The sequence below is a fragment of the Pseudomonas sp. MWU13-2105 genome, from assembly GCF_023242315.1.
GTDB lineage: Bacteria > Pseudomonadota > Gammaproteobacteria > Pseudomonadales > Pseudomonadaceae > Aquipseudomonas.
This window is the reverse complement of sequence record NZ_JALLIY010000003.1, coordinates 223,167-243,327: the sequence shown is the minus strand read 5'-3', so window position 1 is coordinate 243,327 and position 20,161 is coordinate 223,167. Positions and strand designations below refer to the sequence as shown.

General features: G+C 63.0%; 18 protein-coding genes and 1 pseudogene. 9 read left to right on the top strand and 10 right to left on the bottom strand.

The window, feature by feature from the left end:
• Positions 1 to 166: 166 nt before the first annotated feature.
• Positions 167 to 1,276: a sugar diacid recognition domain-containing protein gene (locus tag M5B96_RS05930; RefSeq protein WP_248795771.1), complete on the bottom strand. Its 1,110-nt coding sequence runs from the start codon at positions 1,274 to 1,276 to the stop codon at positions 167 to 169.
• Positions 1,277 to 1,443: 167 nt separating this feature from the next.
• Here M5B96_RS05930 and M5B96_RS05925 point away from each other — a divergent pair, with 167 nt between their 5' ends.
• Entirely contained in the window at positions 1,444 to 2,757 is a 1,314-nt protein-coding gene (locus M5B96_RS05925) for an MFS transporter (RefSeq protein ID WP_248795769.1), read from the top strand.
• A gap of 73 nt (positions 2,758 to 2,830) precedes the next feature.
• Here the strand turns inward: M5B96_RS05925 and M5B96_RS05920 are convergent, their stop codons facing one another.
• Positions 2,831 to 3,028: a hypothetical protein gene (locus M5B96_RS05920; RefSeq protein WP_248795767.1), complete on the bottom strand. Its 198-nt coding sequence runs from the start codon at positions 3,026 to 3,028 to the stop codon at positions 2,831 to 2,833.
• 350 nt (positions 3,029 to 3,378) lie between these two features.
• Here M5B96_RS05920 and M5B96_RS05915 point away from each other — a divergent pair, with 350 nt between their 5' ends.
• A complete protein-coding gene (locus M5B96_RS05915; RefSeq protein WP_248795765.1) occupies positions 3,379 to 4,392 on the top strand; it encodes an aldo/keto reductase in 1,014 nt (337 codons plus the stop codon).
• A 96-nt stretch (positions 4,393 to 4,488) separates the two neighbouring features.
• On the opposite strand, the gene M5B96_RS05910 is transcribed toward M5B96_RS05915, so the two are convergent.
• From M5B96_RS05910 to mqo, 3 genes and pseudogenes are all read right to left on the bottom strand, one after another.
• Complete coding sequence (locus tag M5B96_RS05910; protein ID WP_248795763.1) at positions 4,489 to 6,294, bottom strand: sensor domain-containing phosphodiesterase; 1,806 nt, start codon at positions 6,292 to 6,294, stop codon at positions 4,489 to 4,491.
• Between the two features lie 204 nt (positions 6,295 to 6,498).
• Positions 6,499 to 6,729, bottom strand: a pseudogene (locus M5B96_RS32680) (hypothetical protein); the annotation flags it as partial.
• Between the two features lie 149 nt (positions 6,730 to 6,878).
• Positions 6,879 to 8,525, bottom strand: a complete 1,647-nt coding sequence (gene mqo, locus M5B96_RS05905) for a malate dehydrogenase (quinone) (RefSeq protein WP_248795761.1) — start codon at positions 8,523 to 8,525, stop codon at positions 6,879 to 6,881.
• 407 nt (positions 8,526 to 8,932) lie between these two features.
• Here mqo and M5B96_RS05900 point away from each other — a divergent pair, with 407 nt between their 5' ends.
• A complete protein-coding gene (locus tag M5B96_RS05900) occupies positions 8,933 to 9,784 on the top strand; it encodes a CAP domain-containing protein (protein WP_248795759.1) in 852 nt (283 codons plus the stop codon).
• 151 nt (positions 9,785 to 9,935) lie between these two features.
• Here M5B96_RS05900 and M5B96_RS05895 read toward each other — a convergent pair whose 3' ends face one another.
• The 3 genes from M5B96_RS05895 to M5B96_RS05885 all read right to left on the bottom strand — a co-directional run bounded on the left by M5B96_RS05895 (position 9,936) and on the right by M5B96_RS05885 (position 11,884).
• A complete protein-coding gene (locus M5B96_RS05895) occupies positions 9,936 to 10,625 on the bottom strand; it encodes a GNAT family N-acetyltransferase (protein ID WP_248795757.1) in 690 nt (229 codons plus the stop codon).
• Between the two features lie 77 nt (positions 10,626 to 10,702).
• Positions 10,703 to 11,332, bottom strand: a complete 630-nt coding sequence (locus M5B96_RS05890; protein WP_248795756.1) for a LysE family translocator — start codon at positions 11,330 to 11,332, stop codon at positions 10,703 to 10,705.
• 177 nt (positions 11,333 to 11,509) lie between these two features.
• Positions 11,510 to 11,884 (bottom strand): tautomerase family protein, encoded by a 375-nt coding sequence (locus tag M5B96_RS05885; RefSeq protein WP_248795755.1) that lies wholly within the window; start codon positions 11,882 to 11,884, stop codon positions 11,510 to 11,512.
• A gap of 110 nt (positions 11,885 to 11,994) precedes the next feature.
• Here M5B96_RS05885 and M5B96_RS05880 point away from each other — a divergent pair, with 110 nt between their 5' ends.
• From M5B96_RS05880 to rarD, 5 genes are all read left to right on the top strand, one after another.
• On the top strand, positions 11,995 to 12,861 hold the full coding sequence (locus tag M5B96_RS05880) for a LysR substrate-binding domain-containing protein (RefSeq protein ID WP_248795754.1): 867 nt from the start codon (positions 11,995 to 11,997) through the stop codon (positions 12,859 to 12,861).
• A gap of 82 nt (positions 12,862 to 12,943) precedes the next feature.
• Positions 12,944 to 14,386 (top strand): SulP family inorganic anion transporter, encoded by a 1,443-nt coding sequence (locus M5B96_RS05875; protein WP_248795753.1) that lies wholly within the window; start codon positions 12,944 to 12,946, stop codon positions 14,384 to 14,386.
• A gap of 98 nt (positions 14,387 to 14,484) precedes the next feature.
• Complete coding sequence (locus M5B96_RS05870) at positions 14,485 to 14,886, top strand: RidA family protein (RefSeq protein ID WP_248795752.1); 402 nt, start codon at positions 14,485 to 14,487, stop codon at positions 14,884 to 14,886.
• A 47-nt stretch (positions 14,887 to 14,933) separates the two neighbouring features.
• Positions 14,934 to 15,908 carry a class I SAM-dependent methyltransferase gene (locus M5B96_RS05865; protein ID WP_248795750.1) on the top strand — a complete coding sequence of 325 codons (975 nt, stop codon included), beginning with the start codon at positions 14,934 to 14,936 and terminating at the stop codon, positions 15,906 to 15,908.
• Between the two features lie 7 nt (positions 15,909 to 15,915).
• A complete protein-coding gene (gene rarD, locus M5B96_RS05860) occupies positions 15,916 to 16,794 on the top strand; it encodes an EamA family transporter RarD (RefSeq protein ID WP_248795748.1) in 879 nt (292 codons plus the stop codon).
• Positions 16,795 to 16,837: 43 nt separating this feature from the next.
• On the opposite strand, the gene M5B96_RS05855 is transcribed toward rarD, so the two are convergent.
• Both M5B96_RS05855 and M5B96_RS05850 read right to left on the bottom strand, forming a co-directional pair.
• On the bottom strand, positions 16,838 to 18,142 hold the full coding sequence (locus tag M5B96_RS05855) for an ATP-binding protein (protein ID WP_248795745.1): 1,305 nt from the start codon (positions 18,140 to 18,142) through the stop codon (positions 16,838 to 16,840).
• 4 nt (positions 18,143 to 18,146) lie between these two features.
• Positions 18,147 to 18,848 (bottom strand): response regulator transcription factor, encoded by a 702-nt coding sequence (locus M5B96_RS05850; RefSeq protein ID WP_248795743.1) that lies wholly within the window; start codon positions 18,846 to 18,848, stop codon positions 18,147 to 18,149.
• 154 nt (positions 18,849 to 19,002) lie between these two features.
• Between M5B96_RS05850 and M5B96_RS05845 the strand changes: the two genes are divergently transcribed.
• On the top strand, positions 19,003 to 20,160 hold the full coding sequence (locus M5B96_RS05845; protein WP_248795740.1) for an efflux RND transporter periplasmic adaptor subunit: 1,158 nt from the start codon (positions 19,003 to 19,005) through the stop codon (positions 20,158 to 20,160).
• Position 20,161 lies beyond the last annotated feature (1 nt).

Below are 20,161 nucleotides of genomic sequence, written 5' to 3'. Positions count from 1 at the left end.
GCGGGCTTTATTGTTCATTCCTACAAACGATCTCTGGTAGTTCGTCCAATCCCGCGCGGGAGCCGGCTTGCCGGCGACGGCGGCGACAAGAACGATACAAGACTCTAGGGCCTCATCGCCGGCAAACCGGTTCCTACAGGGATCGCGTTGAACGCAGCGACGCTATCTAGGTTGGCACCTCGCCGTGGGGCAACAGTTGCACCCCCAGGTACAACGCCAGCATCCCGTCCAGGCGCAGCGGATCGACACCACTGATTTCGGCGATCCGCTCCATCCGGTAGCGCAGGCTGTTGCGGTGAATCCCCAGCGCCTCGGCACAGGCCTGGCTCTGGCCGTCATGCTCGCACCAGCTGCGCAAGGTGGCGAGCAACTGGCCGTTGCTGTCCTTGGCAAGCACCTTGCGCAACGGCTTGAGCAACTCTTCCAGCGCATCGTCGCCGCGATGCCGCCAGAGCATCACCGGCAAACGATAACGATTGAGCGGCAACAGGCGGCTGTGGGGCAAGACATCCCGGCCATAAGCGAGCAGATCGCCGACCCGCCGATAGCAACGACGCAGGCCCTGCAAGCCGTCGGCCGGCCCGCCCACCGCCACGCGGGCGATCTTCCAGCCCAGGCTGTCGAGCTTCTCCAGCAGGCGCTGATCGTCGAGGATCAGCGTCGCTGGCCGACACCAGAGCAGCGAGGCGGTCGAGCCGCTCACGCACCAACTGTCGGGATAACGCGACTGCAACCAGGCCAGCAACGCTTCGGCGCTCTGCCCCGGGTCCAGCTCGAACAGGTAGGGAATCCGTGGCAACTGCGGCTTGAGCCCCATCTGCCGGGCCTCGTCGATCAGCCGTGGCGAATCGCCCTGGTCACTGAGCAACAAGGCCAGCAGGTCGTCGCAGCGCTGGCGCCGCCACTGCTGCTCGGCCTGCTGATGACGCTGGCCGACAAGCATTTCGGCGGTCATGCGCACCAGTTCGGCGTAGGTGCGCAGTTGCTCCGGTTCACCGGTAATGCCCAGTACACCGATCAGCCGTTCGTCATGCATCAGCGGCAGGTTGATCCCCGGCTGCACGCCCTTCAGGCACTTGGCCGCCTGCTCGTCGATGACCACCACCCGGCCGTTCGCCAGCACCAGTTGCGCGCCTTCGTGGCGGGTATTGATCCGCTCCGGCTCGCCACTGCCCAGGATCAGGCCCTGGCTGTCCATGACATTGACGTTGTAGGGCAGAATGGCCATCGTACGATCGACGATATCCTGCGCAAGGTCATGGTCCAGTTCGAACATAGCGGTAGGGTCCTTGGTTCAGGTGGGGCGAGGTTTGTTCAGCAGCACAGGGTACACCGGCAAAGCCTGTGCACTGGCACAAAGACAGCAAGGCTGGGGTGACCGAGACTCACAGGGCGATCAAGTTACCCTTGCCTCGCAAAAAATCATAATAAAGAGAGACCGCCATGTCACAGAGCGCCGCGTTATCCCAGGCCACCGCTGACTTGAAAAACGCCGTATACAAGCGCATCACCCTGCGCCTGATCCCCTTCATCTTCATCTGCTACCTGTTCAACTACCTCGACCGGGTCAATGTTGGATTTGCCAAGCTGCAGATGCTCGACGCCTTGAAATTCAGCGAAACCATCTACGGCCTCGGCGCCGGGATATTCTTTATCGGCTACGTGCTCTGCGGCGTGCCGAGCAACCTGGCGCTGAGCCGCTTCGGCCCACGACGCTGGATCGCCCTGATGATGATCACCTGGGGAGTGTTGTCCACCTGCCTGCTGTTCGTCAGTACACCGACCCAGTTCTACACCCTGCGCCTGTTCACCGGGGCCGCCGAAGCCGGCTTCTTCCCTGGCGTGGTGCTGTACCTCTCGCAGTGGTTCCCGAGCTTCCGGCGCGGACGGATCATGGCCCTGTTCATGTCGGCGATCCCGGTCTCGGGCCTGCTCGGCAGCCCGTTCTCCGGCTGGATCCTCAATCACTTTGCCGCCGGCCAGGGCGGCCTGGCCGGCTGGCAGTGGATGTTCCTGTTGCAGGGCATCCCGACCATCGCCCTGGGCATTGCCGCGTTCTTCCTGCTGGCGGACAAATTTGCCAACGCCAAATGGCTGACCGCCGAGGAGCGCGCGGTACTGGAAGCCGACCAGGCCGTCGATGCCGCCAACAAACCCAAGGCGGTCAGCGACTCGCTGGGTGAAGTGTTCAAGAATCCGGCCATCTGGGCCTTTGGCCTGATCTACTTCTGCATCCAGAGTGGCGTCTACGCCATCAACTTCTGGCTACCGTCGATCATCAAGAATCTCGGCTTCAGCGACAACCTGGTGATTGGCTGGCTCAGTGCGATTCCCTACCTGCTGGCGGCGCTGTTCATGCTGCTGGTGGGCCGCTCCGCCGACCTGCGCAAGGAACGCCGCTGGCACCTGGTGGTGCCGATGCTGATGGGCGCGATCGGCCTGTTGATCGCGGTGAATTTCGCCACCTCGCCGGCCATCGCGATTCTCGGCCTGACGATTGCCACCATGGGCGCCCTCACCGGCCTGCCGATGTTCTGGCCGGTGCCCACCGCCCTGCTCAGTGCCGGCGCGGCCGCCGGTGGCCTGGCGCTGATCAACTCCATGGGCCAGATGGCCGGTTTCCTCAGCCCGTACCTGGTGGGTTGGGTCAAGGATGCCAGCGGCTCCACCGACGCCGCCCTGTATGTACTGGCCGCGGTGATCGTTGCCGGCAGTCTGCTGGCCCTGCGCATGACCCGCACCCTGCGGGCGAAGTGAAACGACGGCAATAAAAAGCCCGAGGGTCGACATCGCTGTCGCCCTCGGGCTCGTCGCCCCCCAATAAATAAAATCAGGCGGTGGCGTTCGCGCTCACGCTTTGAATCGCGGCGCTCTTGGCTTTCTTGTGTTTCTTGTGGTGTTTTTTCTTCGCCGCCAGCTGCATGTCGGCCTTCTCGGAAGTGACCTTCTGGGTCTGCGTCACAGGCGCCACCTGCGCCTGCGCCATCACCATCGGGACCACACCCGCCTGGGCAACAACGATCGCCATGGCCAGCGCCTTAAGACGTTTCGAATTAAGCATCATGTCTCTCCATACTGAACGGGATTATGTCCTGATGGCCTTTACAACCGTACCCGCCGGACAAGCAGGTCTCTTGGCTATATATGACTCTAGCCGGAGCCGTCGTAACAACCTGTCATAATTGACAGTTCCGACGAACGGTCAAAGCATTGCCGCTATTGCACCATCTCCCTGGCCAGCACCGGAACACATGAAGACATTGCGTCGGTTTCCCTGGCAAGGCTGTCGGAAATCCGCGAGCCGATTGAGGGATTGCTCAACGACGACGTTCTGGTATTTGATGAGCACCTTCTCTTTCGTGCAAAAGGATGTTGTTCATGAGCTATCGCACCCTCGGCCATTCCGGACTGCAAGTCAGCACACTGACATTGGGCAGCATGATGTTCGGTGAGCAGACCGATACCGAAACCTCCCTGCGCATCATCGACAAAGCCTGGGACCAGGGCATCAACTTTATCGACACCGCGGACGTCTATACTGGCGGGCGCTCCGAGGAAATCGTCGGCGAAGCGATTGCCCGCCATCGGCATGAATGGATCCTCGCGACCAAGGCCGGCTTCGGCCCGGTGGACGGCAAGCCGAACCGCAGCGGCCTGAACCGCAAACACCTGTTCAATGCCATCGAGGCCAGCCTTGGGCGCCTGGGCACCGATTACCTGGACATCTACTACCTGCACCGCGAAGACCACAGCACCCCGCTGGAAGTCACGATCTCGGCCATCGGCGACCTGCTGCGCCAGGGCAAGATCCGCCATTGGGGCCTGTCCAACTATCGCGGCTGGCGCATAGCCGAAGTGATCCGCGTGGCCGAGCGCCTGGGGGTGGACAAACCGGTGATCAGCCAGCCGCTGTACAACATCGTCAACCGCCAGGCCGAGACCGAGCAGATCACCGCCGCTGCCGCCTATGGCCTCGGCGTGGTGCCCTACAGCCCGTTGGCCCGTGGCGTGCTCAGCGGCAAATACGCCCCGGATGTCGCACCGGATGCCAACAGCCGGGCCGGACGCCAGGACAAGCGCATCCTCGAGACCGAATGGCGGGTGGAGTCATTGCGCATCGCCCAGCAATTGCAGGCGTACACCCGGCAACGGGGAGTCGGCCTGGTGGAATTCGCGATTGCCTGGGTGCTGAACAATACGGCGGTCAGTTCGGCGATTGTCGGCCCGCGCACCGAAGAACAATGGGACAGCTACACCAAGGCCCTGACGGTGAAGATCAGCGCCGAGGACGAAGCCTTCGTCGACTCCCTGGTGACCCCGGGGCATGCGTCCACCCCGGGCTTCAACGATGTCAGCCACTTTGTCTCCGGGCGCGTGCCACGCGCCCTCTGACCTCGGATCAAGGCGATCCCCGTGGGCCGGCGATGCACGACAGGCGGTGTGCCTGATGCACCGCTATCGCCGGCAAGCCGGCGCCAGCAAAGGGCCTCAGCCCGTCTTCAGCGGGAAACGATCCAAAGCCGCCTGCTGGAAATAGAGCCGCTCTTCGATCGGCCTGGAAAGAAAGTAGCCTTGCGCTTCGTCACAGCCGAAGTGCTTGAGTATTTCCAGGCAGCCGAAGCTTTCCACCCCCTCGGCCACCGTGCGATAGCCCAGGTCCCGGGCCACGCCGATGATCGACTTGGCCACCCGCTGATGCTGGGCGCTGTGCTCGAGGTCGAAGATCATCGACTGGTCGAGCTTGAGGATATTGGCCGGGATCTTGTGCAGGTAGGAGAAGTTGCTGTAGCCGGTACCGAAGTCGTCGATGGCCACGTCGACGCCCATGTTTCTCAGTTGCTGAAGCTGTTCGATCACCCCGGCGCTGGAACGCAGCCACTCGCCCTCGGTGATTTCCACCTCGATCATCGTCGGGTCGACCCCATGGGCGGCACAGCGCAAGGCAATCACATCCGCGACATTGCGCCCATAGAAATCCCGGGATGACAGGTTGAGCGAGATTTTCTTGTCCCGGGCATAGCCGGTGCTGGCGATCAGCGTCACCACCCGCTCGATCACCCAATCCGTCACCGAATGGATCAACGAACTTTTCTCGACAATCGGAATGAACTCCGCCGGCGAGATAAAGCCATGCTGGCGATGATTCCAGCGAATCAGCGCCTCGGCACTGACATGGGCACCGTCGCTCAACAAGAAGCGCGGCTGATAGACCAGGAATACATCATCGGACTTCAAGGCCGGTGTAATGTCCGGCAGCAGGCTGAACAGGCGCCGAAAGACCGCATCGTCGTGCGGGTTGTAATAGGCATAGGGCAGGCCCTTCTGCCGCGCGGTCTCCAGCGCGAACAGGCCCTTGCGCAGTAATTCCCGGGCCGTTTCCGAGTCGTTCTCGAACTCCAGCAACCCCGCGCAAACCGTGGGCACCATCGGCAGATTCTCGCTGATGGGCGCGCGCCGCAGCCAATCCACCAGACGGGGCAAAAAGCCGCGCGCCTCTTCGGCATCCATCTGCATCGTGAAGGCAAACCCCTTGACCATCACGTGATAGATCTTGATCCCCGTGCCGATAAATGCCTGGATCCGCGAGGCCATATCCCGCAGGACCGCTTCGAAGGGCACCATGCCCTCCGCTACGGTCAAACGGTGCGCCCAATCGGTGTCCAGGGCATCGACCGTCACCAGCACGCGCTTGCGCGCATCGCCGGCCTGGAGCAAGCCCTGCAGGTCGGAGAGAAACTGCGTGCGATTGGGCAAGCCGCTGACGGCATCCACGCGCTTGAGCAGGTGCTGGCGCTCGATCAACTGCATGATCAGCGCGGCGAAATCTTCAAGGGCGGCGTGGTCGGCCGGCGTCAGCGTGTGTGACACCGTATCCTGGATGCAGACGCTACCGATGGCGTAGCCACCCTCCGTGCGCAGGGGCGCACCGGCATAGAACCGCAGGCCGGCTTCCCCCTGGACCTGCGGGAAATCCGCAAACCGCGGGTCCAGATGGGCATTATCCACCACGAGCACGCCACGTTGACGGATCGTGTGGGCGCCGAACGAGAGTTCCAATCCAGGCGCTTCCTGCCCGGAAAACCCCGTGCTCGCCAGGAACCATTGCCGGTCCTGGTCGATCAGGCTGACGATCGCCACCGGTGCCTGAAAGCGCGAGGCGACCAAACGGCAGATCCGCGCGAAACACTCCTCGCGGGCAACATCCATCAGGTCGAAGGCATGCAGGACGGCCAACCGCTCCTCTTCTTCGCGATCGCGCAACAACATCTGCTCAACTGTCGTGAGTTTTTTCATCAGTACCCGTTGTCGTCCATCCGAATCGTCCAGTCGGCCAACAAAGATGGCCTTTTGCCTCCAATCATTACGCGGGCACCGGATAATATCCAGAGAAATGCGACCAACGTCTGACAGAGCGCACAGGCCCCTGTGGGAGCCGGCTTGCCAGCAATGATGGCGGTAACTCACTGGCTTCATCGCCGGCAAGCCGCTGCTACAGGGTTACAGACAATCTGCTTCGTGCGGACGGCGAGCAATTCGCAGGATCTCGGCCTCGCCCTGAGCCAGTGCCTCCGCATTACTATGCACCGAGTAGTTGCCCAGCACCAGTTCATGGGGATGCTTGCCCGCGGAGCCCAATACGAAATGGGCTCCGCCCCGGCCACCTGCTCGATAGCACCCGAGCTGAACCCGCGCGGGTCCTTCCCGCGGCACCTCCGAAGGGAGCAGGTATTCGGGGCGGCCAGTGACGGCGAGCCGGTGTCGAGGACCGGCGCCCAGGAGTTATCTTTGGCCCGGGCATAAAAAAACCCACTGGCCGGTCGCAAGAGCGGGCAGTGGGTGTTCTGCGGATCACGGCGCGCCGAAGCGCGGCCAGGTCCTTACAGCGCCATGTCAGCCGCTGGACTGTCAGCCTTCGGCTTGTCAGTCGCAGCCGGTGCGGCTGGCGCGACGGCGGTCTGGCCGATCACCGGAGGCTTGGTCAGTTGCAGGATTTCAGCGGTGTAGTCCCATTCCTTCTGGACCGCTGCCGGGCTGCTGTTGAGCTTGGTGCCGTAGCTTGGCACGATCTGGTGCATCTTTTCCTGCCAGGCAGGCGTCGCGACCTGGTCCTTGAAGACCCGTTCCAGAATGGTCAGCATGATCGGCGCGGCGGTCGAAGCACCTGGCGATGCGCCCAGCAGGCCGGCGATGCTGTTGTCCTTGGAGGTCACAACCTCGGTGCCGAGCTTCAGCACCCCACCCTTCTCATCGTCACGCTTGATGATCTGCACGCGCTGACCGGCTTGCCACAGGCGCCAGTCTTCTTTCTTCGCCTCGGGGAAGTATTCCTTCAGGGCGTTGAAGCGGTCGTCATCCGACATCATCAACTGGCCGGCCAGGTACTCCACCAGCGGGTACTGCTCGATTCCGACGCGGGTCATCGGCCAGACGTTGTGGGTGGTGGTGCTGGTCAGCAGGTCGAAGTACGAACCGTTCTTCAGGAACTTGGTGGAGAAGGTCGCGAATGGCCCGAACAGGATCACGCGCTTGCCGTCCAGCACACGGGTGTCCAGGTGCGGAACCGACATGGGTGGCGCGCCGGTCGAAGCAATACCGTAGGCCTTGGCCATATGCTTGAGGGCGATGTCCTGGTTATCGGTGACCAGGAACGAACCGCCGACCGGGAACGCCGCGTAGTCGTTGGCTTCAGGGATACCGGACTTCTGCAGCAGGTGCAGCGCACCGCCACCGGCACCGATGAAGACGAACTTGGCGTCGGCCGCGGTTTCGCTGCCGTCCTTCAGGTTCTTGTAGCTGACGCGCCAGGTGCCGTCGTCATTGCGCTTGATGTCCTGCACTTCGCTGGACAGCTGCAACTTGAAGTTCGGCTGGGCTTGCAGGTGGGCAACGTACTGGCGGGTGATCTCGCCGAAGTTCACGTCGGTGCCGATAGGGGTCCAGGTGGCCGCGATCTTCTGCTTCGGATCACGTCCTTCCATCATCAGCGGGACCCACTTCCTGATCTGCTCCTGATCTTCGCTGTACTGCATGCCGCTGAACAGCGGGCTGGTCTGCAGCGCCGCGTAGCGATCCTTGAGGAACTTGACGTTGTCGTCACCCCACATGAAGCTCATGTGCGGCGTCGAGTTGATGAACGAGTGCGGGTTCTTCAGCACGCCCTGGCGAACCTGCCAGGACAGGAACTGACGGGTGATCTGGAACGACTCGTTGATCTCGATCGCCTTGGAGATATCGATCTTGCCGTTCTTGTCGTACGGTGTGTAGTTCGACTCGGCCAGGGCGGAGTGACCGGTACCGGCATTGTTCCAGCCGTTTGAGCTTTCTTCGGCGACACCATCGAGGCGCTCGACCATTTCCATCGACCAGTCCGGCTGCAGCTCATTGAGCCAGATCCCCAGGGTCGAACTCATGATGCCGCCGCCGATGAGCAGCACATCGACTTTCTTTGTCTCGGCTGCGTGCACGGACATCGCGCCCATCGACACCGCCAGCCCCAGCAGCGCTGTGTTCAGTTTTTTCAACATTCGGTAATACCTAGGATAGGTAGACATACAAGGCCCATGACAAGCACCGGCCTCACGTTCATGTCCCTCCTGCGCTGACTTTTTATTAGTCATTGGCTTCAGCTACGTTGGGTGACACTCATTTTGTTTGCCTTTGTCCGGCCTCGGTCGATGCGCACGATCAGTCGGCTCATTCAACCAAGCCCGTGAGGCTTTTTCGCGATTCCTTCGACGTCCGGTCACCTCGGATAGGCACGCTAGACACTTCCATGCTGCGACATAATACCTCAGCTACATGTGTTGATGAAAACGCTTCGCCTTTACACAGAAAAACCTACCAGAATTGTAGGATAAGCCGACCGACGTTCAAGTGCTCCTGCCGTGGGAAATCCGGCATCATGGGCACAGTCCGCCCCAGGGAGATGTCCATGCGTTTCATATCATCGCTTTTCGGCCTGGCCACATTGGCGCTGGGCCCGCTGTTCGCGGCCAACGCCGCCGCTGACGATCAGGCGCAACTGATCGACTCGATCAACCACTACCGCAGCCAGGCGCAGCGTTGCGCGAGCCAGGTGTCGCTGGAGTTGCCGCCCCTGGTCGCCGACCCTCGCCTGGTGTTGCCCATCAACAGCCCGGGTGACCTGCAGCAGACGCTCGCCGCCAAGGCCTATCCGATGGTCACCGTGCAGGCCATCAGTCTGTCCGGGCCGCGTGATGCGGCGGCGGCAATGAAAGCAGTGCAGGAAAGTTTCTGCCAGGTGGTGCTGAACCCGCAGTTCGTCGATATCGGCGTCAACCGCGAGGAGCGCGAATGGCGCATCGTCCTGGCGCGACCGCTGCTGAGCGCGCGCCTGGGTGACTGGCAGGCCGAAGGCCAGAAACTGCTCGAACAGATCAACAGCGCCCGTAAGCAAGCGCACCAATGTGGCGGCCAGGTATTTGCCGCGACAACACCCCTGGCCTGGAACGCCGTGCTGGCGAGCGCCGCTGAAGGCCATAGCCGGAATATGGCCAACAACAATTTCTTCGATCACAAGGACCGCGACGGGCGCATGCCGGGGGATCGGGCGGAGCTGGCAGGCTACAACGGCCGGCTGATCGGCGAGAACATCGCTGCCGGGCAAGACACCGTGCGCAAGGTGGTGGACGGCTGGCTGGCCAGTCCCGGCCACTGCGCCAACCTGATGAATCCACAGTTCCGCGAGCTGGGCGCCGCCTATGTGGTGGACCCGAAGAGCGATTCGGGGATCTACTGGACCGCGATGTTCGGCACCCCGTAACTGACCGGACACCTCTCCTGTAGGAGCCGGCTTGCTGGCGATGGGGCCCTTGAAGCCGCCAGAAGCTTCGCGGGCAGGCTCCGCTCCCACACAAGCCAGGATCTACGTTGGGTATTGTGGCGGAGTCCGGATCCCGTCGTCTTGACGGCGATCACCCAGCCTCGCCCAGCCGCTCCAGGACAAAAACCCTGGCGTTGCGGGTCATCTGGTCGAGCTGGCGGTCACGTTGCTTCTCCGCATCGACCATCGCGCGCTTGCCATGCTGTTGCAGCAGATAGGCATGAATCTGGCGCACCTCCAGCGAACGATAGATCGGTGCGATATCCAGCACCGCGACCAGCCCGTCCGTGCCGTGGTCACGGGTATTCATCAATACCTGCGGTCCGCGCGCGGCCAGCACCTGGAAACCCAGGGCCTCGAACACCGGTACCTTGCCGACGACGCAGGCCAGCTCCGCTTGGGGATAACGCTCCAGCATCCGGTCCAGCATCTCCCGCGCCACGCCCTGGCGCCGATAGCCTTCGCGCACCGCCATATAGGCCACCGAGCAGGCCTGTGGATCGTCCTTGACCGGCAGATACAGCAGGAAGCCCACGACCTTCTCGGGGTCCCGCGCATCGGTTGCCACGACCAATTCGACGGCCAGGCCCTTGGAGCCATCCATCGCCTGCATATAGAGATGCACCTCATAACCGACGCCGTACTGATACAGCGGGTAGAGAGGATTGCTCGGTGCGATGGCCACATGGCTCACGTCGGTGACGTAATCGACGACCATCTGCTGGATCTGGCTGTGGATCGACTCCGGGGGCGGGGTTTCAAACAAGGTGATCATGGACATCGAACATCAGGCTCCAAGGGTTGAGGCGCACCCTCGGCAATCGGCAGCAAAGGGCCCGGCATGATAACCGGTCTTGCCTAGGTCGGGCGGTTGAGCAGCACCAGCCGCGCCGCCAGCCCCACCATGACAGCGGCAAAACCATAGCTACCGAAGCGCCGGGACAGACCGCCAGCCGGCAACTTGCCGTGCACCAGGCTGGCACAGACCGCCAACAAGCCGTGAAACACCAGGGCAATCACCGCCAGCAGGACTCCCAGGACAACCAACTGCAGAGTGATGCTGCCGCGTTCGAGGCTGACAAACTGGGGCAGGAAGACCATGAAAAACAGCAAGGCCTTGGGATTGAGCAGGCTGTTCAACGTGGCTCGGACAAAAATCGAACGCATTGACGCCAGGGGCATCTGACCTTCCGCCGCCGGCGCCGGGATCTTTAACGCCATCCAGGCCAGCCACAGCAGATACGCCGCCCCAGCCCAGCGGATCAGTTCGAATGCCGGAGCCCAGCTCATCACCAATCCGCCGATCCCGGCACTGACCGCGACGGTCATCAGCAGGTCCGCCAGGCTGATCCCCAACGCTGCCGCCACCCCACCTTTCCAGCCGTGGGCCACGGCATGGGTCGTGACAAAGGCCATGTTCGGCCCGGGAATCACCAACAACATCATCACGGCGGCAGCGAACACCGCCAGGGTAGAAAGGTCGATCATGTTCAATCCACTCGCCAAGGAAGACCCCCACCTTAACGTGACTGCGCGCCCAGCATCAGGAACAGCCGGGAGCAATTGTTCCATAACAGTCGAGTGAATGCCTGTGGGAGCGGTGCTTGCCCGCGAAGCTTTTAGCGGCCTGGCTCCCACAAGGTGGGGTTGGCGCCGGTCGCCGCGTCAGTTGCCCCGCCCCCCGGCAAAGGACCACTCCTGCGCCTGGGTGGTGGTGATCACCACCATCACATCCTCCGGATCAATCCCCGGCGCCACGCTCAGCCGCTCCACCAGCCGCCGATAAAAGCGCTGTTTGGTCTCGGTATCCCGGATGCGACCGGCCGTAATCGCAATCAGCACAAAGTCCTCGCTGCGCGGCCCGCCCAGGTAGTCGCGATCGAAGATCAGCTCACCCACCTCGTGCTGATGGATCACCTGAAAGCGATCGCTAGCCGGCACCTCGAAGGTCTCCACCAGAGCCTCATGCAATTCTTCGGACAACTGCCGAAGGTACTCGGGGGACTTGCCCCGATGCAGGGAAATACGGGCGAAAGGCATGTAACCTCCAACAAAACCGTTGATTTGACGGCGGGAGGTTAACCAGCCACGATAGTTCCGAATATCAGATTAGATCGAACCCACAATCCCGAATAAGTGGATGATCCACCATGCGCCACCCCACTTTCGACCTTGATGTACTGCGCACCTTTGTCGCCGGTGTCGAGCTCGGTAGCTTTGCCAAGGCCGCCGAGCGTCTTGGCCGTTCGACCTCGGCGGTCAGCGCTCAACTGAAGAAGCTCGAAAGCCAGGTCGGCAGCGCCGTGCTGGTGAAGTCGGGGCGCGGTTTGATCCTGTCGGCGGCGGGCGAATCCCTGCTCAGTCAGGCCCGACGCCTGCTGGAACTGAACGACGAAATTTTCAGCAGCTTGCGAGGCGCCCACATCGAAGGCAGGGTGCGCATCGGTTTGCAGGACGATTTCGCCGAGCACCTGCTCAGCGACGTGCTGCGACGTTTTTCCAGGTTCCACCCGTTGGTGAGCCTTGAGGTCAGCATCGCCCGCAATGCCGAGCTGCTGGCGATGATCGAGAATGGCCGCCTGGATCTGGCGCTGGCCTGGGAAACCGCTGCAAGCACACCACACGCCACACGCCTCGGTGAAACGCAGATGTACTGGATCGGCTCACGCGAGTTGCCGACACCCTCTCCAACCGACAATCTGCCGCTGCCCCTGGTGGTGTTCGACGCACCGTGCATCTTGCGCAGCGCGGCAACCAATGCCCTGGACCGTGCGCGCATCCCCTGGCGCGTGGCCCTCACCAGCCCGAGTGTCAGTGGCATCTGGGCCGCCGTCTCGGCGGGGCTCGGCGTCACTTTACGCACCCGTATCGGATTGCCCCCGGAGCTCGCGGTGATCGACAGCCTGCCCGCGCTGCCCATGCTCGGCTATGTGCTGCACCAGGCCGTGGCGACGCCGACAGCGGCGGTGCGGCAACTGTCCGAGTTGATCCAGGCCGGCCTCGCCGAGCTGCGCTGACTGGCCGCCACGCATTCAATTGCGTACCATCCGCCCCCTTCTTTTCGCCGCCGGCCCTGCCGGCTTGCTTTTCAGGTACACCATGAACCCCCAACGCCTGCGCGCCGACGCCCTGGCCGGACTGACCACCGCCTTTGCCTTGCTCCCCGAATGCATCGCCTTCGCCCTGGTCGCCCACCTCAATCCACTGATGGGCCTGTACGGCGCCTTTATCATCTGCACCCTGACCGCCTTGCTGGGCGGCCGCCCGGGCATGATCTCCGGTGCCGCCGGGTCCATGGCGGTGGTGATCGTCGCCCTTGTGGTGCAACACGGGGTGCAGTACCTGCTCGCCAGCGTGCTCTTGGGCGGGCTGATAATGCTCACCTTCGGCCTGCTGCGCCTGGGCAAGCTGGTGCGCATGGTGCCGCATCCGGTGATGCTGGGTTTCGTCAACGGCCTGGCAATCATTATTGCCCTGGCCCAGCTGGAACACTTCAAGAACGGCGAAACCTGGCTGAGCGGCACGCCGCTTTACCTGATGAGCGGACTGGTGCTGCTGACCATGGCCATCGTCTACCTGCTACCGTGCGTGACCCGCAACGTGCCGCCGGCACTGGTGGCGATCCTCGGCGTAGGCCTGGCGGTGTACCTGCTCGACCTGCCGACCCGCACCCTCGGTGATATGGCGCATATTGCCGGCGGCCTGCCGGTGCTGGCCTGGCCGCAATTACCATGGAACCTGGAAACCCTGCGGATCGTCGGCCCTTACGCGTTCCTGATGGCCATGGTCGGCCTGCTGGAAACCCTGCTGACCCTCAGCCTGACCGACGAAATCACTGAAAGCCGCGGCTACCCGGACCGCGAATGCGCGGCACTGGGCGTGGCCAATATGGTTTCCGGCCTGTTCGGCGGCATGGGCGGCTGCGCCATGATCGGCCAGACCGTGATCAATCTCAGTTCCGGCGGCCGCGGTCGGCTGTCCGGGGTGGTTGCCGGGGTGATGATCCTGCTGTTCATCTTGTTCCTCTCACCCTTTATAGAACACATCCCGTTGGCGGCACTGGTCGGGGTCATGTTCGTGGTCGCGCAGCAGACCTTCGCCTGGGCCTCGTTGCGCGTACTGAACAAGGTGCCGTTGAATGACGTGCTGGTGATCGTCGCAGTGACCGGTATTACCGTGTTCACCGACCTCGCCACCGCCGTGCTCTGCGGAATTATCATCGCCGCGCTCAACTTCGCCTGGCAGCAGGCCCGCGAGCTGTACGCCGACAGCCATGTGGAGGCCGACGGCAGCAAGCTGTATCGCCTGCACGGTACCCTGTTCTTTGCCTCGACGGCGCCCTTTCTCAATCAGTTCGATCCGGCCAACGATCCCGCCCAGGTGACCCTCGACTGCCGTCATCTGAACTTCGTCGACTACTCGGCCATTGCCGCCTTGAAGACCTTGCGCGAGCGCTACGAGAAGGCCGGCAAGCAGTTGCATGTGTTTCACTTGTCCGAACGCTGCAGGCGCCTGCTCAAGCGCGCGGGAGCCCAGCACTAGCGCCTGCGGGCAGTGCGGCAGAGTGTCGCTGCGCCGCCCACCCGCGCAACGATACTGCTAACCTCGGCCGCTCTTCTCTACAGGTGGCGGAGCACGCAATGACCGACCGTGAAATCATTATTCCCGAGTCCATGGCCCTGATTGCCGAACGCGCGGGTTATGCACCTGCCGTGAAGGTCGGCGCCACGCTCTACTGTGCCGGTCAGGTGGGTCGCACGGCGCAGCTGGAAGTCATCGAGGATCCCGCCCAACAGTTCGCGGCAGCCTGGGAAAATCTGCGCCAGGTGCTGGCAGCCGGCGGTTGCACGTTCAATGACGTGGTCGAGATGACCACCTACCATGTGCACATGTCCCAACACATGGCGGTGTTCCGCGAGATCAAGAACCGGCTGTTCCCCAAGGGCCTGTGCGCCTGGACCTGCGTCGGCGTGACAGAGTTGGCCCACCCGGGGCTGCTGGTGGAAATCAAATGCGTGGCGGTACAACCCACAGCGGAGTGAACGGATAGGGTTAGAATGCCGGCCCTTTTCCTTGCCGGCCCCACCAGATGAACCCCGACGCCCTGTCCCTCCTCCACACTCACCTGCTCACGGCCCTGGCCAGCGCCCCCACGGAAACCCGGCGCCTGTTCCACGGCCGGGGCCGCTGCTGGCCGGGGCTGGAGCAACTGACCGTCGACTGGCTGCAAGGCGTACTGCTGGTGTCCCTGTTCAAGGAGCCGGAGCCCGGGCAACTGCAAGCCCTCAAGGACCTGCTGATGGAAATCAGCCAGTCACCCGCCTGGCTGGCCAGCGGCGCCCGGACCTTGCTGCTGCACCATCGTTACTTGCCCCTCAGTCCCGCCGAATGGCTGGTCGGCCAGGCCATCGAGGAGTGGGTGATCACCGAAGGCGGCCTGCGCTATCAGGTCGACCTGGGAAAAAAACAGAACAACGGACTGTTTCTCGATATGCGCTACGGCCGTGACTGGGTGCGGGCCAACGCCCGGGGCAAGCGGGTATTGAACCTGTTCGCCTACACCTGCGGCTTTTCCGTGGCGGCGATTGCCGGTGGTGCCGCCCATGTGCTCAACCTGGATATGTCCCGCGCGGCCCTGAGCCGTGGGCGTGACAATCATCGGCTGAACGGGCATGACCTGGGCAAGGTCGGCTTTCTCGGCCACGACCTGTTCAAGTCCTGGGGCAAGGTCATCGGCAGCGGTCCTTTCGACCTGGTGATCATCGACCCGCCGTCCTTCCAGAAAGGCAGTTTCCTGTTGAGCAAGGATTACCAGCGGGTCCTGCGCCGCCTGCCGGAATTGCTCAGTGCCGAGGGTGAGGTACTGGCCTGCATGAACGATCCGGCCGTGGGGTCGGACTTCCTGATCGAGGGCGTGACCCGCGAGGCCCCCGGCATGCTGTTCGAACGTCGGCTGGACAATCCCCCCGAGTTTCCCGATATCGACGCGGAAAGCGGATTGAAGGCCTTGTTGTTCAAGCGGGGTGCTATCCTCCCGGAAAAAATCGAACCCAGCGTTTCGTGAGGCTGTTGTGTCCAGAGGTATCGTTTTCTCGGTGTTGGCGTCCTGCCTGTTCGCCATCATGTATTTCTACACGTCTCTGCTCGCGCCCCTCAACGGCGAAGATATCTTCGGTTGGCGAATGCTCCTGACCGTGCCCTGCATGACCGTGTTCATGCTGGTGTCCGGAGACTGGAGGCTGGTCCCCGCGATCTTTGTACGAATACGCCAGCAGCCACTGTTGCTGCTCAAGTTGCTGGTCTCATCGGCGATGCTCGGCCTGCAGTTGTGGGTGTTCCTCTGGGCACCGCTGAACGGCCACAGCCTGGATGTGTCCCTGGGTTACTTCCTCTTGCCGCTGACCATGGTCCTCACCGGACGCATCGTCTATGGCGAACGTCTGTCGCGACTGCAGACCCTTGCCGCCCTGCTCGCCCTCTGTGGCGCGCTCAACGAGTTGTATCGGGTCGGCAGCTTTTCCTGGACCACCTTGCTGGTGGCCATCGGTTATCCGATCTACTTCGTGCTGCGTCGCCGCAACGGCACCGACAACCTCGGCGGCCTGTGGCTCGACATGGCCTTGCTGCTGCCGGTGGCCTGGTGGTTTGTGCAACACGGCGAACAGGGCTTTGCCGTGGTCAACCAGCGGCCGGCGCTGTACGGGCTGATTCCGTTGCTCGGACTGATCAGTGCCGCGGCGCTGATCTGTTACCTGCTGGCAAGCAAGATGCTGGCCTTCGGGCTGTTCGGTTTGCTCGGTTATGTCGAGCCGGTGCTGCTGGTGATCGTCGCGCTGTTGCTGGGGGAAAGCATCGGCCCGGGAGAATGGCTGACCTACCTGCCGATCTGGCTGGCGGTGGCGGTGTTGGTGCTGGAAGGGGTGAAGCGGGTGCTGGCGCAGCGACGCTGATCGCCGCGGGGAGGCGCCGCGTCAACAGCGCACCGAAGCCTCTCTAGCAGGCCACGGTCGGCAGCCACAAGCGGAAACGCGCGCCACCCAGCGGCGACGGCTCGGCGGTCAGGGTGCCACCCTGGGCTTCCAGCGCCCGCCGGCTGATGGCCAAACCCAGGCCAAAACCGCCGGTGGCGCGATCGCGACTGCGGTCCAGGCGATAGAACGGCTCGAAGATCCGCTCCCGATCCGGCTCGGGAATGCCGATGCCATCGTCATCGACCCACAACTCACAGCCTTCCGGATTGACCCTGACGCCAATCTGGATCCGGCGCTCGCAATAACGCATGGCGTTGCGCAAGAGGTTCTGTACCGCCCGTGCGGTCAGGCGCGGGTCCAGCACAAAGCGATCCAGCGAACCGTGCATCAATACATCCAGCACGGTGTCCGGAGCCTCCAGCTCTTCATCGAAACTGCCGAGGATGCTGTCGACGAACTCGTCCAGCGAGACCATGACCCGTTCCGGCAACCGGGCCGGGTTCTGCAAACGGCTATAGGACAACAACTCCAACACCAGCTCGTCCAGCTCGCGGATATGCGCGACCAATCCTTGCAGACGGTCGCGGGAGGCCGGCGGCAGGTCCTCGGACAAGGCCAGGGCCAGGCCGAAGTCGAGTCGAGTCAAGGGCGTGCGCAGTTCATGGGACACCGCGTTGAGCAGGTCACGTTGCTGGTTGAGCAGGCATTCGATGTCGTCGGCCATGGTATCGAACACCGCCGCCAGTTCGCCGATATTGGAGCGTGGCGGAATATTCGTGCGTTCGCTCAGTTGTCCCTGGCCGAGGCGCCGGGCCGTTTGCTTGAGGCGTTCCAGGTCGCGCCAGTGCGGGCGCAGCCAGAATAGTAGACAGGCCAGCAGTGCGGCACCGATCAGTACGTTCATGCTCCAGTACAACAGGTTCACGTCCAGCGGATCGGGTGGCACCTCCAGCGAGACCGCCCATTGTCCATTCAGCGGCGAGACCGCCAGGGTCCGGGTGCCCCAGTCGCCCAGGCGGATCACATCCTCGCCAGCGCGCAGGCGCCGTTGCTCGGGCGCGCTGAAGGTCATGTCGTCGACGCGGACCAGAGCGACCTGCAAGGGCGCGAAACGCTGGTCCAGTTGCGTGGCCATGGCCTGCCAGCGCTCTTCCGGAACCTGGCGAAACTGCTCGACCAGCAAGCTCTGCAAGCCCCGTGACTGGTCCATGTTGTAACGCATGAAGCGCTCGTGGAAGACCCCGATCACCAGCTCAGGCACCAGATAGATCGCCGCGCTGAAGGTCACGATGGTGATCAGGTACAGCCGCACCAGGATCTTCAGCATGGTTTCAGTACTCCCATTCGGAGCGGCTGAACAGGTAACCCTTGCCCCAGACGGTCTTGATCTTGCGCGCCTCGCCGGCATGGTCGTCGAACTTGCGGCGCAGCTTGGAAATCGCCACATCCACCGAGCGGTCGGTGCCGTTGAACTCGATGCCACGCAGGCGCTGCAGGATCTGGTCGCGACTGAGCACTTCGCCGGCATGCCGGGCCAGCACCACCAGCAGGTTGTACTCGCCGCTGGAGAGTTCCACCGCCTGCTCGCGCCAGGTCACTGTGCGTTCCGAGAGGTCGATGCACAGGTTGCCCATCAGGATCCGGTCACTGGCCACCTGCGGATCGGCCAGGCTGCTGCGCCGCAGCAGGGTCCGCACCCGGGCCAGCAGTACACGGGGTTCGCAGGGTTTGGTTACATAGTCGTCGGCGCCCATCTCCAGGCCCAGCACCTGATCGTGACTGTCATCGCGGGCAGTGAGCATCAGGATCGGCAGCGTCGCCGAATCGGCGCGCAGCAGGCGGCACACCTGCAAGCCATCGAGACCGGGCAGCATCAGATCGAGGATCACCAGGTCCGGCGGGTTCTGTTTGGCCCGCTCGCGCACCTGGTCGCCACGGGCCAGCACATTGACCTGGTAGCCGTTGCGCTCCAGGTAACTGGCGATCAATTCACTGAGGGCGCTGTCGTCTTCGACCAGCAGAATGTTAGGCATAGGTAAATTTACGAAGCGGAAAACCGTGAAGGATATACGCCTGCGTGCACCTGCGAGCAGAAGCTTCACACTTTTTCACCAACGCCCTACACAGCTTCACAGCACCGCTTGACCACGGCCCTTAGCATGCGGGGGCCATTATTGGGACTCTGTTATGTTGAAGAAGCTGTTTGCCCCGCTCTGCCTGTCGGCCCTGGCGCTGACCCTGAGCGCCTGTGACAAATCCGCGAAAGCCCCGGACACACCGCCCCCGCCCAAGGTTCGGGTCGAGATCCTCAAGAGCCAGAGCCTGTCGATCAACAGCGAGCTGAGCGGACGCATCGCCGCACCGCGCAGCGCCGAAGTCCGCGCGCGGGTAGCTGGCGTGGTGCTGCAGCAGGTGTTTCGTGAAGGCAGCGACGTGAAACAGGGCGATGTGTTGTTCCGCATCGACCCGGCACCGTTCAAGGCCGACCTCGACAGCGCGGTCGCCAGCCTGCAGAAGGCCGAGGCCAATGCCTTCCAGACCCGCCTGCAGCACCAGCGCTACCGCGACCTGGTGGACAGCCATGCGGTCAGCCGCCAGGACTACGACAACGCCGAAGCCGCCGCGCGCCAGAGTGCCGCCGATGTCGCCGCGAATAAAGCCGCTGTGCAGCGGGCCCGCCTCAACCTCGGCTACGCCACCGTCACCGCGCCGATTTCCGGACGTATCGGCCGCGCGCTGGTGACCGAAGGCGCCCTGGTCGGGCAGAACGAAACCACCGCCCTGGCGCTGATCCAGCAGTTGAACCCGATCCACGCCGACCTGGCCCAGTCGACCCGCGAGCTGAATGACCTGCGCCGCGCCCTGCGCGCCGGGCAGTTGCAGCAGGTCGGACAGAACCAGGCCAAGGCCACGCTGATCCAGGACGACGGCAGTGCCTACCCGCTGCCGGGCAAGTTGCTGTTCACCGATATCAGCGTCGACCCCGGCACCGGCCAGGTGATCCTGCGCAGCGAATTCCCCAACCCGGACCTCGACCTGCTGCCCGGCAGCTTCGTCCGGGTGCGCGTCGAGCAGGCGGTCAACCGCGAAGCGATCACCGTGCCGCAACGGGCCATCCAACGCGACAGCGCCGGGATCGCCCAGGTGCTGCTGGTGGACGCCGAACAGCGGATAAGCCAGCAGCCGGTACAGTTGGGCGCGGTGCAGAACGATCGCTGGATCGTCACCGACGGCCTCAAGCCTGGTGAGCGCATCGTCGTCGAGGGCCTGCAACACGCCCGTCCCGGCGAAAAGGTGCAGGTTGACGACAGCCCTCTCCCCCTCGCCCAGTCCAAAGGACAGTGAG